General features: G+C 28.1%; 15 protein-coding genes. 8 read left to right on the forward strand and 7 right to left on the reverse strand.

From position 1 onward, the window contains the following. Positions 1–229 precede the first annotated feature (229 nt). Genes folE through nadC form a run of 6 tightly spaced genes read right to left on the reverse strand, consistent with a single transcriptional unit; the run spans position 230 to position 5390 of the window. Positions 230–895, reverse strand: a complete 666-nt coding sequence (gene folE / locus L3J60_RS05490; protein WP_291974547.1) for a GTP cyclohydrolase I FolE — start codon at positions 893–895, stop codon at positions 230–232. Positions 896–951: 56 nt separating this feature from the next. Beyond that, on the reverse strand, positions 952–2328 hold the full coding sequence (hisS, locus tag L3J60_RS05495) for a histidine--tRNA ligase (protein ID WP_291974488.1): 1377 nt from the start codon (positions 2326–2328) through the stop codon (positions 952–954). Between the two features lie 43 nt (positions 2329–2371). Then, positions 2372–2848: a hypothetical protein gene (locus L3J60_RS05500; RefSeq protein WP_291974489.1), complete on the reverse strand. Its 477-nt coding sequence runs from the start codon at positions 2846–2848 to the stop codon at positions 2372–2374. A 13-nt stretch (positions 2849–2861) separates the two neighbouring features. Continuing rightward, positions 2862–3602 carry a 3-deoxy-manno-octulosonate cytidylyltransferase gene (gene kdsB, locus L3J60_RS05505; protein ID WP_291974490.1) on the reverse strand — a complete coding sequence of 247 codons (741 nt, stop codon included), beginning with the start codon at positions 3600–3602 and terminating at the stop codon, positions 2862–2864. After that, positions 3599–4534: a YihY/virulence factor BrkB family protein gene (locus L3J60_RS05510; RefSeq protein WP_291974491.1), complete on the reverse strand. Its 936-nt coding sequence runs from the start codon at positions 4532–4534 to the stop codon at positions 3599–3601. The genes kdsB and L3J60_RS05510 overlap by 4 nt, the downstream gene beginning before the upstream one ends. After that, the gene (gene nadC, locus L3J60_RS05515) at positions 4527–5390 is read right to left on the reverse strand and encodes a carboxylating nicotinate-nucleotide diphosphorylase (RefSeq protein ID WP_291974492.1); all 864 of its coding nucleotides are present in this window, start codon (positions 5388–5390) and stop codon (positions 4527–4529) included. Before nadC ends, L3J60_RS05510 begins: the two co-directional genes overlap by 8 nt. A gap of 77 nt (positions 5391–5467) precedes the next feature. Here nadC and rlmH point away from each other — a divergent pair, with 77 nt between their 5' ends. The 5 genes from rlmH to L3J60_RS05540 are packed head-to-tail and all read left to right on the forward strand — an operon-like array spanning position 5468 to position 9401. Then, positions 5468–5941 (forward strand): 23S rRNA (pseudouridine(1915)-N(3))-methyltransferase RlmH, encoded by a 474-nt coding sequence (gene rlmH, locus L3J60_RS05520; protein WP_291974493.1) that lies wholly within the window; start codon positions 5468–5470, stop codon positions 5939–5941. Next, the gene (locus L3J60_RS05525) at positions 5934–6518 is read left to right on the forward strand and encodes a non-canonical purine NTP diphosphatase (protein WP_291974494.1); all 585 of its coding nucleotides are present in this window, start codon (positions 5934–5936) and stop codon (positions 6516–6518) included. The genes rlmH and L3J60_RS05525 overlap by 8 nt, the downstream gene beginning before the upstream one ends. Next, positions 6518–7546, forward strand: a complete 1029-nt coding sequence (locus tag L3J60_RS05530; protein WP_291974548.1) for an iron ABC transporter permease — start codon at positions 6518–6520, stop codon at positions 7544–7546. The genes L3J60_RS05525 and L3J60_RS05530 overlap by 1 nt, the downstream gene beginning before the upstream one ends. A gap of 2 nt (positions 7547–7548) precedes the next feature. Next, positions 7549–8343: an ABC transporter ATP-binding protein gene (locus tag L3J60_RS05535; RefSeq protein ID WP_291974495.1), complete on the forward strand. Its 795-nt coding sequence runs from the start codon at positions 7549–7551 to the stop codon at positions 8341–8343. 38 nt (positions 8344–8381) lie between these two features. After that, a complete protein-coding gene (locus tag L3J60_RS05540) occupies positions 8382–9401 on the forward strand; it encodes a M28 family metallopeptidase (RefSeq protein WP_291974496.1) in 1020 nt (339 codons plus the stop codon). Here L3J60_RS05540 and holA read toward each other — a convergent pair. Further along, positions 9398–10402: a DNA polymerase III subunit delta gene (holA, locus tag L3J60_RS05545; protein ID WP_291974497.1), complete on the reverse strand. Its 1005-nt coding sequence runs from the start codon at positions 10400–10402 to the stop codon at positions 9398–9400. The genes L3J60_RS05540 and holA overlap by 4 nt on opposite strands. 29 nt (positions 10403–10431) lie before the next feature. Between holA and L3J60_RS05550 the strand changes: the two genes are divergently transcribed. The 3 genes from L3J60_RS05550 to L3J60_RS05560 all read left to right on the forward strand — a co-directional run bounded on the left by L3J60_RS05550 (position 10432) and on the right by L3J60_RS05560 (position 12710). Next, the gene (locus tag L3J60_RS05550) at positions 10432–10881 is read left to right on the forward strand and encodes a type I restriction enzyme HsdR N-terminal domain-containing protein (protein ID WP_291974498.1); all 450 of its coding nucleotides are present in this window, start codon (positions 10432–10434) and stop codon (positions 10879–10881) included. 1 nt (position 10882) lies between these two features. After that, complete coding sequence (locus L3J60_RS05555; RefSeq protein WP_291974499.1) at positions 10883–12145, forward strand: alpha/beta fold hydrolase; 1263 nt, start codon at positions 10883–10885, stop codon at positions 12143–12145. Between the two features lie 94 nt (positions 12146–12239). Beyond that, the gene (locus tag L3J60_RS05560) at positions 12240–12710 is read left to right on the forward strand and encodes a hypothetical protein (RefSeq protein WP_291974500.1); all 471 of its coding nucleotides are present in this window, start codon (positions 12240–12242) and stop codon (positions 12708–12710) included. Positions 12711–12716: the final 6 nt, after the last annotated feature.

The following is a 12716-nucleotide window of genomic DNA, read 5'->3' on the forward strand; positions in this document are numbered from 1 at the left end:
TAGCGTATTTCCTAAAAAATTATATTGATTTGTATCGATTTTATGTGAACGCATTTGACAAGGTTTTATGCACCAAGATACTAAAAACTGGTCTTTTTTGAACCCTATTTTGGTAATAAAAACAACTGAAAACACTATTAAAACTATCTTCTTGTAATAAAATAGGTTCGACTATTTAATAAAAAAAGCACTCAAATGAGTGCTTTTTTATGATTTATTTTTATGTAAACTATTCAAAGTCCGTATCCATTTTAATATAGTCTAAAAATTCTCTCCTAACTTCCTTTTCTTTAAATCTACCTCCAAATTCTGAAGTAACCGTGCTACTTTCAATATCACGAATTCCACGAGAGTTTACACATAAATGTTTTGCATCAATTACACAAGCTACATCTTTAGTTCCCATTGCTTCTTGTAATGCCTGAACTACTTGCATTGTTAAGCGTTCCTGCACTTGTGGACGACGAGCATAATAATCAACAATTCGGTTCATTTTAGATAAACCAATTACTTGACCGTTAGATATATAAGCAACATGAGCTCGACCAACAATTGGTAATAAATGATGCTCACAAGTAGAATACACCACAATATTTTTTTCAACCAACATTTCGCCATATTTATAATTATTATCAAATGTTGACAATCTTGGTTTATTTGCGGGATTTAATCCTCCAAAAAGTTCTTTTACATAAGCTTTTGCAACTCTTTTCGGCGTTCCTTTTAAACTATCATCAGTTAAATCCATGCCTAAAGTGTCTAATATTTCTTTAACACTTTTTTGAATTCTCTCCATTTTTTCTTCATCTGATAAAACAAAAGCATCATCTCTTAAAGGTGTTTTTGCTGAAGACCCAACATGATTATCTCCAATATCATCTATGCTGTTTACCATACCTTTTTTACCTTCAAACATAATTATTTAATTAGAGTGCAAATTTACAATATTATTTAAAGTGAAGTAGTAATATCTACTAATTCTTGCAGGTTGCACGTTTGTTGTTCACCGCTTTGCATATTTTTTAAAGTGAACTTTTTATTTTCCATTTCACTAGTTCCAACAATTACAACAAATTGAATTGCTCTTCTATTTGCATAATTTAATTGCTTTTTCATTTTTGAAGCATCAGGATATAATTCTGATTTTACTTGATGCTTTCTCAATTTTAGCAAGGCTTTCATACAATAAGTAGCTTCTTGCTCTCCTAAATTCAAAAATAAAACTTTGGGTTTTGGCAGCTCCACTTGGTCAAATAGATTTAGTTCTTCCAACACTAAATAAATACGATCTAACCCAAATGAAATTCCTACACCACTTACATTTTTCAATCCAAATATTCCTGTTAAATCATCATATCTACCACCTCCACCAATAGAACCCATTTTTACATTTTTAGGTGCAGAAACTTCATAAATTGCACCAGTATAATAATTTAAACCGCGTGCTAAAGTTACATCTAACTCTAAATTAGCAGATTGTAAACCTAAGTTTTCAATAGCATTTACTACAAATCTTAAATCATGAACTCCTTGTGTTCCTTCAACTGAATTTGCCAATAATTCTTGTAATTGATTTAATTTTTCTTGATTACTTCCTTTAAAACTAAATAGTGGTTTTACTTTTTTAATAGCGTTTTCTGAAATTCCTTTTGCTAGCATTTCTTTAGCTACACCTTCCTCGCCAATTTTATCTAACTTATCTAAAGCAATTGTAAAATCTATTAATTTATCTTTTTCACCAATAATTTCAGCAATACCAGATAAAATTTTTCGGTTATTCAATTTAATAGTCGTGCCAATTAACTTTAACTTGCTAAAAACAGCATCGTACAATTGAACAAACTCCACTTCCTGCCATAAACTTTTGCTTCCAACCACATCTGCATCACATTGATAAAATTCACGAAAACGACCTTTTTGTGGTCTATCGGCACGCCAAACAGGTTGCATTTGATACCGTTTAAAAGGAAATACAATATCATTTTGATGTTGCACCACATACCGTGCAAACGGAACAGTTAAATCGTAACGCAATGCTTTTTCTGAAATTTTTGAAGTAGTTTGCAAACTATTTTTTGAAACTAAAAGAGCTTCATCAACCTTTTTTAAATAATCACCAGAATTTAATATTTTAAAGATTAATCGATCTCCTTCTTCACCATATTTTCCCATTAATGTTGAAGAATTTTCAAAAGATGGCGTTTCAATTGGTTGAAATCCGTAGGTTTCAAAAACTTGTTTTATGGTAAAAAATATGTAATTACGTTTAGCAACTTCTGTTGGTGAAAAATCGCGTGTTCCTTTTGGTATGCTTGGTTTTTGTGCCATTATAAAAAATTAGTTTGCAAATATCCGAAATTTTAAAAGGTTATTAAAGTTTTTGCAATATTGATTTTTCCTTATCTGATAATGGTACCTTATTTGCAAATTTTATTTTATTAGGAAAAATAGCTAACATCATTAATAATAATATACCTACTAAAATGAAATAAAAACTGTTGTGAGATTCCATTACAAAAATAATACACATAAAAGCTGGTAATAATAATAGTATTAATCTTAATAAATGTGCAATACTATATTTTTTTGTTTTTTCAAGTAAATTAGCATTCTCTGGGATTTTCTTTATCAACTTTAAGAATATACTTTTACTTAATAAAGTACCTATAAATGAAATAGTTATCGCAATAAAAAGAAATGTTCTATCACTAGCATAAGAAAAATTTAATATTCCATTTAAATGTATTGAAATGTAAGCTGAAAATGCAATAATAACCATCATTAAAATAAAATGAATGATTTGTAACGACATCATAAAATCTCTTGGTTGTTGATTGGTATAGCTCATAAACTTTAAGTGTTTAATTAATTTTATTACTATTAAAAATTGCATTGGCTTTTTCCAAATCTTCTGGAGTATCAATGCCAATTGCAACATGTTCTGTTTTTACCATTTTTACTTTTAAACCATTTGCTAAAAAACGTAAATTTTCTAATTTTTCAGTGGCTTCAAGGTTATTTATTGGCAATTTAGTGAATTTCAATATTGCATCCTTCCTAAAAGCATAAATACCTATATGTTTATAATAAATAGCTTTTGATTTTTCCCGTGGATACGGAATTGGAGAACGTGAAAAATACATAGCAAAATTTTGTTCATCAGTAACCACTTTAACATTATTTGGGTTATTTATTTCCTCTTTATCTTCCATTTTAAGCATTAAGGAAGCGATGTCAATTTCTTTATTTTTATCCTTTTTAAATACTTCTATTAAATTTGATAAAGGTTCCGTTTGAGTAAAAGGCTCATCACCTTGCACATTTATTACAATATCTACCTTTAAATTTTCAACAGCTTCTGCAATTCTATCACTACCCGATTCGTGTACCTTTTTACTTTTTATGGCTTTACCATTGTTAGAAACAATTTCATTAAAAATAATATCACTATCCGTAACTACATATACTTCTTCAAACAATTTAGAATTTTTAACTGCTTGATAAGTTCTTAAAATAACGGATTTGCCTGCTAAATCTTTCATTAGTTTACCTGGAAATCTGCTAGCTTCATAACGAGCAGGAATCATTGCAATTACTTTCATGAATTATTATATTTTATATGTTTCTTCTTTAAACTATTGATACTTGCATTTAATTCAAAACCCAATAATAAAATGATAGAATTTAGCCAAACGAATAACATTAATACCAATAAAGTCCCAATAGAACCGTACAATTTATTATAGGTTGAAAATTTTAAAACATAAATGGCAAAAAGTTTAAAATTTAGTATGGTTAGCAACGTGGTTAAAACAGTTCCTGGTGAAAAAAATGAATATCGTTTTGTTTCTTTAGTTCCATATTTATAGAGAAATGAAACAGAAACAAATAACAAGAGTATAAAAAGTAAAAATCGTCCTTTTTCAATCCAAAAAACATCGTTTTCTAGCCATCCATTCGCTTTTAAATCATTAATGAAAATTTCAAAATAGATAGCAACTGCAACTGTTATTACTAATATAAATGATAAAAAAAATGCCATTGCCATAGCAATAAAATATTGGCGAAGAATATTACGCATTTCTGTGATGTGATACGAATATTCAAATCCGCCTAAAATAGCATTTACACCATTGGTCATTAAAAAAATAGAAGCTACAAATCCGAATGATAATAAACCACCATACCTATTATTTGCGATATCTGCAATTACTTCCTCAACCGAACTAGCAGTATTTGGAGGTAATAATTGTTCAATCATAAACAAAAAATCATGTTGAAATCCATCAATAGGAACATAAGGAATTAGCGTTAAAATGAACAGTAAAAAAGGAAAAAGTGCCATAAAAAAGCTAAATGAAATTCCACCAGCTCGTGAGGTTAACGCACCTTTAACAATTCCTAAAACATACATTTCAAGTATATCGTATAAAGACATTCCTTCTAGCCCTGGAATTTTTATAGATTTTCCAAGTTTTACAATCCAATTTACTATTGGAATTTTATTCAAATTATCTTCTACAGGTTTACTCATGTACAGCTTTTAAACTTAAATCCATATTATAAACGGAATGCGTTAACGCACCAGATGAAATAAAATCTACGCCACAATTAGCATATTCTTTTGCAGTTTTTAAGGTTATTCCTCCAGAAGATTCCGTTAAACATTTATTTCCTATCAATTTTACCGCTTTTTTGGTATCTTCAAAATTAAAATTATCAATTAAAATCCGATAAACACCATCATTATTTAAAATTTCTTTTATTTCCTTTAAATTTCTAGCTTCAACTATAATTTTTAAATCGAGATTATTTTTAGTCAAATACTTTTTTGTTTTAGTAATTGCAGAAGTAATTCCGCCAGCAAAATCAATATGGTTATCTTTTAACATAATCATATCATATAACGCAAATCTATGATTTTCTCCTCCACCAATTTTAACGGCCCATTTTTCAAGGGCTCTAATTCCTGGTGTAGTTTTGCGTGTATCTAAAATTTTAGTGGTTGTTCCTTGAAGTATTTTAGCAAATTGTTTCGTTTTTGTGGCAATGGCACTCATCCGTTGCATAGCGTTTAGCACCAATCGTTCTGCTTTTAAAATAGATTGAGAGCTGCCTGCTACGTAAAAAACAATATCTCCAACTGCAACTTGCTCACCATCTTCAATAAAAATTTCAACTTTTAAATCTTTATCAATAGATTTAAAAATTTTAACCGCTAATTGTACTCCAGCAATAATTCCAGCTTCTTTAACTAATAGCTTAGCTTTTCCTTTTGCAGTGGCTGGAATACAGGCCAACGAACTAAAATCGCCATCACCAACATCTTCACGAATAGCATTTTTTATTATAATATCAATCTCTTTTTCAAACTGTTTTTTTGAAATCATATCAACTACATTTTAAAAACAAAAATAACTTTTTTATTTTCAAAAAATACCTCTTTATTTCTTTTTATATTTACCGCATGAAAATTAAATTACTTGCTATTGGTAAAACTGACAATAAATATTTAATTTCTTTGATAGATAGTTACCAAAATAGATTAAAACATTATATAAATTTTGAGTTAGAAATAATTCCTGATATTAAAAATATTAAAAATTTAACTGAAGTTCAACAAAAAGAAAAAGAAGGAGCATTAATTATAAAGAAATTATTACCTACGGATGTTTTAATTTTACTAGATGAAAAAGGAAAAGAAATGCGATCAATCGAATTTTCAAAATACCTTCAAAAAAAAATGAATTCAGGCATAAAACAGCTAGTTTTTGTTATTGGTGGACCTTATGGTTTTTCTGATATAATTTATAAAAAATCCCAAGGAAAAATTTCTTTATCAAAAATGACTTTCTCTCACCAAATGATTCGTTTATTTGTTGTAGAACAAATATACAGAGCTTTAACTATTTTAAAAAACGAACCCTATCATCATGAATAAAAAAACATTAGTATTTGCCACCAACAATAATCATAAATTATTAGAAGTTAGACAATTACTACCCGAATATAAAATTATTAGTTTAGCCGAAATTAATTGTTTTGATGATATTCCAGAAACTGAAAACACACTACAAGGCAATGCCATTTTAAAAGCAAATTATATTACCAAAAAATTTGGATATAATTGTTTTGCCGATGATACAGGTTTAGAAGTAGCAGCTTTAAATAACGAGCCAGGAGTGTATTCTGCACGTTATGCTGGGAAAGAAAATAATTCAGAAAAAAACATGAATAAACTGCTTGAAAATCTTACAAATAAAAAAGATAGAAAAGCTCAATTTAGAACGGTTGTTGCCTTAAATTTGGATGGAAATCAATATCTATTTGAAGGCATTTGTAAAGGAAATATTTTAGAAAAAAAACAAGGAGAAAGTGGTTTTGGATACGATCCTATTTTTCAACCTTTAGGATATAAAAAATCTTTTGCTCAAATGAGTTTAGAAGAAAAAGGAGAAATTAGCCACAGAGGAAAAGCAATACATAAATTAATTAAATTTTTAAATACTAATACTTGATTTATCCAATAAAATCATATCAAAAAACATTTATTGTACTATCAATTTCACTTGTTTTAATTTTTATATTAAATGTAAGTTTAGGATCTGTTTTTATTCCTTTTAAACAAACACTGCTTGCATTATTAAATGAAAACACTCAAAATGATGCTTGGAAAACCATCATACTTAACTATCGACTGCCAAAAGCAATTACCGCTATTTTGGTTGGTTCTGGATTATCAATAAGCGGTTTGTTAATGCAAACTTTATTTAGAAATCCATTAGCAGGACCATTTGTGTTAGGTATTAGTTCTGGAGCAAGTTTAGGAGTTGCCATTTTAATATTAGGAGCTTCATTTATTGGCGTTAACAATACGGCATTTGCCTATACCAACTGGGGCTTGGCAATTGCAGCAAGTTTGGGAGCTTTTTTAGTTTTATCAGCAGTTTTATTGGCAGCAATAAAAGTGAGAAATACCATGTCTATTTTAATTATTGGCTTAATGTTTGGAAGTTTAACTGCTGCGGTAATAAGTGTCCTCGCCTATTTTAGCAGTGCAAGTCAATTACAACAATATTTATTTTGGAGTTTTGGAAGTTTAGGAAATTTGACTTGGCATGAAATTACCACCTTTTTTGTCATATTTTTGATAGGATTATTGTTAGTTGTGTTCATTATAAAACCTTTAAATAGTTTATTATTAGGTGAAAATTATGCCAAAAGTTTAGGCGTAAACATAAAACTTACCAGAAATATAACTCTAATTGCAACTAGTTTATTAACTGGCGTAATCACCGCTTTTTCTGGTCCAATTGCATTTATTGGGTTGGCTGTACCTCATTTAACTAAATTATTATTTAAAACTTCTAATCATAAAACTTTAATACCTGCAGTTGCTATAAGCGGAGCCATTATTATGCTCATTTGCGATAGCATTGCTCAACTTCCAAATAGCGAATATACATTACCCATAAATGCCATAACTTCATTATTTGGAGCACCTATAATTATTTGGTTACTAATTAGAAAAAGAAAAATTTATTAGAATTGAAAAATACTCAAAATCATATTATAAAAACAACGAATTTAAGTATTGGATATACTTCTAAAAAGCATCAAAAAATTATAGCTTCTAATTTGAATATTACTTTAGAAGAGGGAAATTTGGTTTGTTTATTGGGTGAAAACGGTATTGGAAAATCTACTTTATTACGGACTTTAACTAAAGTTCAACCTGCAATTAATGGAACTATTTTTATAAATCAGATAAACTTAAATGAAATTTCAAACCTAAATTTATCCAAACAATTAAGCGTAGTTTTAACTGAAAAATTACCCGAAAGTAGCTTAACCGTTTTTGAATTGGTGGCATTAGGCAGACAACCTTATACGAATTGGGTTGGACAATTAAATGCCAAGGATATTGAAATAGTTGAAATGGCTTTAAAAGAAACAAACACAAAACAGTTAGCACAAGCAAAATATTATCAGTTAAGTGATGGTCAGCTACAAAAAGTATTAATTGCCAGAGCTTTAGCTCAAAATACAGCTATTATTGTTTTAGATGAACCTACGGCTCACTTAGATATTCATCATACTATTGAAACTTTTACTTTACTAAAAAAATTAGCTAAAGAATTTGGAAAAACTATACTAATTTCTACTCATGAAATTAATTTAGCATTACAACTAGCTGACCAGCTCTGGTTGATGACACCTCAAAAATTTGTTACGGGTAAAACCAATGATCTAATTGAAAATAACCAATTAAACACTCTTTTCAATTCAGATTTAATTCATTTTAATAAAAAATTGAAACAATTTACCATTTTAAATAGCTAATATTTTTTTGATATATTTGAAGTAATTAACTCATCTATATGAAAAAAATAGTACTATTGTTTTGTATCTTTTTGTTAAGTTGTGGTAGCAATACTCACATAACAAACCAAGCTACAACTATAGATTTAGTTACCAATACTACTGCTACAAAATATGCTAATTCAATAACACCTAATGATTTAAAAACTCATTTATATAAATTTGCTTCCGATAAATTTGAAGGAAGAGAAACGGGTGAACCTGGTCAAAAACTTGCTGCAGCCTACCTAAAAACTTTTTATATCACTCATAATATTGCATCGCCTTATGGTGGAGAAGATTATTATCAATCTATACCAACATCGCATTTAAAACCAAATTTGAATCCTTCTGAAAATGTGGTTGCCTTTATAAAAGGATCTGAAAAACCAGATGAAATTGTGGTTATTTCTGCTCATTATGATCATTTAGGAAAACCTGAAGGCGATATTTATTACGGTGCTGATGATGATGGTTCAGGAACAGTTGCACTTTTAGAAATAGCGGAAGCTTTTGAAAAAGCAGTTGAAGATAGTAATGGACCAAAACGTTCTATTTTATTTTTACACGTAACTGGTGAAGAAAAAGGATTGCTTGGCTCTAAATATTATACCGAATTCCCTATTTTTCCTTTAGACAAAACAGTAACAGACTTAAATATGGACATGATTGGCAGAGTGGATGATGCTCATAAAAACAACTCAAATTATGTGTATTTAATTGGTTCTGATAAACTTAGCACAGAGTTGCATTTACTATCAGAAGAAATTAATAACAAATTCACACACTTAAAATTAGATTATACTTTTGATAATGAAAATGATCCAAATCGTTTTTACTACCGATCTGATCATTATAATTTTGCTAAAAACAACATTCCCATTATCTTTTATTTTAATGGAACTCATAAAGATTACCATAAGATAACGGATACTCCTGATAAAATTAATTATGATTTATTGGCAAAAAGAACAAAATTAGTATTTTATACTGCTTGGGAAATTGCAAATCGGGTAAACCGAATTTCCTTAAATAATTAATGAATTATTTTAAAAATTAATTCTTTTAAAATTTCACCAGCAGGAAGTCCGCTTGCTCCAACACCTTTGCTTTTTAAATCTGCTTCTCTAATAAGCCCTATGATTTTAGAAACTTTACGCATTGGATAATTTTGTGCAGCCATTTTATAATCAGAAACAAAATAAGGATTTACACCTAATGCTCTTGTCACACTATTACTCGATTTATCTTTTAAGCTATGATAAATTAAAATTTGAGTAAAAAAACTATTTAATGAGGAAACTGTAACAACAATATGGTTTGCTTTTTGGTTTTGGCCAAAATAGTTGATAATTCTATTCGCTTTAACCACATCTCTACTTCCTATGGCTTTACGTAATTCAAAATTATTGAAATCTTTACTTATTCCAATGTTTTCTTCAATTGAATCTGGCGTAATGGTAGCTCCTTTTGGCAAAACCACAGCTAGCTTAGTAATTTCATTACTAATTTTACTTAAATCAACGCCTAAAAATTCCACCAACATTATGGCTGCTTTTGGTTCAATTTTTAAATCTTTTTTAGCTAAAATTTTCTTTAACCAGTCAACTACCTGATTACTATATAACTTTTTACTTTCAAAAACAACACCATTTTTTTTGATGGTTTTATATAGTTTTTTTCGTTTATCAAGCGTTTTATATTTATAACAAAGTACCAAAATGGTAGTTGGTGATGGATTTTCAACATATTCTGATAAATTCTCAATCGTTTTTATTAAATCTTGAGCTTCTTTAATTACAATAACTTGATAATCAGCCATCATTGGAAATCGTTTGGCATTATCAATAATATCACCTATGGTAACATCTCTTCCGTATAAAACCATTTGATTAAACCCTTTTTCCTCTTCTGTAAGTACATTATTTTCAATATATTCAGAAATTTTATCAATATAATAGGGCTCTTCACCCATTAAAAAATAGACAGGTTTGAAATTTCTGTTTTTAATATCAGAAACAATTTTAGTAACGTCACTCATTTATAAAAAAAAATTAGCATTTTTGTGATATGCAAACATTGAATTTGCCTAAATATAATTTCAGAATCAAAAGTAACGAAAATAACTATGCTATTTTTGATATTATCAGAAAAAAATATGTGGTTTTAACTCCAGAAGAATGGGTTAGGCAACATATAATCCATTTTTTAATTGAAGAAAAAAAATATCCAATTTCATTAATCGCTGTTGAAAAAAAATTAATTTTAAATAATTTGACAAAAAGAACCGATATTTTAGTGTTTAACAACAAAGGAAAACCTGATATTATTGTTGAATGCAAGGCACCATCCATAAAAATAAATCAAAATGCTTTTGACCAAATTGCTAGATATAATTTAAAATTGAATGCAAATTATTTAGTTGTTTCCAACGGATTACAACATTATTACTGCAAAATGGATAAAATAAATGAAACGTATGTTTTTCTAAAAAGCATTCCAAATTATAAATCTTTATAAAATGAAACATATGTATTTTAAAATAAGCTTAGCGGTAATTATTATAGTGCTAATTATTATCTATTTAATTCCTGCTCCACAAGCTAATTTTTTTAAACTTTATAAAACGGACAATACCATTTCTAAAAGTTTAAAAAAACTACAAGCCAAGCCTACCAAAAAAATTATGGTGGATGGTGTAACGTGGGATTATTATACTGGCGGAAACGGAACTAAAACCATTTTATTTTTACACGGAATGGGTGGCGCTTACGATTTATGGTGGCAGCAAATAGCGGCATTTGAAAAAGATTATAAAGTAATAAGCTATACGCTTCCGGAAAAAATAAATTCGTTAAAAAAAGCTTCTGAAGGAATTTTAGCCATTTTAAAAAAAGAGCATGTGAACAAATTCTATGCGGTTGGTACTTCAATGGGTGGATACATTACACAATATTTGGTAAACCTAATTCCAAACAGAGTTGAAAAAGCAGTTTTTGGAAATACATTTCCACCAAATACCCTAATTGCACAAGAAAATGCTACTAAAAGTAAAGTTATTCCTTTTTTACCAGAAATATTGATTTCAAAATTGGGAGAAAAAAAGTTAAATAATGAGCTAATTCCGGCTTCAAAAAACTCAAAGTTATTAAAAGCTTTTCTGCCAAGTTTACCTTTTAGTAAAAAACAATTTATGAATAGATATTCTGTGGTTATTGACCCGTTTACTGCAAACCCAACTTCTTATAAAATTAAACGAATTCCGAAATTAATACTAGAATCGGATAATGATCCGCTTATTCAACCTGAATTAAGAAAAAAACTTAAAGAACTTTATTCAGATGCCAAAGTTTATACATTTCATAATGAAGGACATTTTCCTTATATCAATGCTTCAAATGAATACAATAAAGTGTTACGTGATTTTTTGAATGAAAAAGATGAATATTTAGAAGTAGAAAAAACAATTGCTAACTATTTTGAAGGAAGAAAAAATGCCAATATAACTCAATTACAAAGTGCCTTTTCAAACGATGCAAAATTATACACTGTTAAAGAAAATACTGAATTAATAATTCCTCTGAAATCCTATTTAGATAAAGTTAAAACCGATGGAAAGCAGAAAGTAGCTACTCAAATTTTAGATGGTGACATTACTGGGAATATTGCCAATTTTAAAACTAAATTTAGTTATTCTAAATTTTCTTATACAGATTATTTATCGCTTTTAAAAATTAATAATCAGTGGAAAATAATAAGTAAAACCTTTACAAAAACTAAATGATTCTAAGTTGATTTTTAATTATTTAAATAAATACGCTAGCAAAAAAAACATACTAATTGGAATACTTTTAATTATCGTATTTAATATTTTTTTATTGCCAAAATTTTCTGAACTATTTTTAAATACAAAAATTGACATAAAATCTATTTTAGATATTAAATTTTCCTATACTACAACCGTGGCTTATACTTTATTCAAAAATCTGGGTGAAAATGGCAGAGTTGCTTATACATTATCTGAATTATTTATAGATATTCCGTATGCTATTATTTACGGATATACTTATGCTTTTTTAGTGATTTTTTTACTAAAAAGAAATAAAATAAAAAATTTGAACTACTTAATTTCAGCTCCATTATTAATTAGTTTTTTTGATATTTTAGAAAACACTGGAATAATTATAATGCTAACAAAATATCCGGAAAAACTAAGTAGTATTTGCAATTTAACTTCTATTTTTACTTCCTTAAAATGGATTTTTGCAATAATCACTTTTATTATTATTTTAATAAATTTAAGTTATTTGCTTATTTCTAAATTATTCATAAAAAAATATAATTTATAAATTTAT

Origin of the sequence: Lutibacter sp. (assembly GCF_021647475.1) — a bacterium.
Taxonomy (GTDB): Bacteria; Bacteroidota; Bacteroidia; order Flavobacteriales; family Flavobacteriaceae; genus Lutibacter.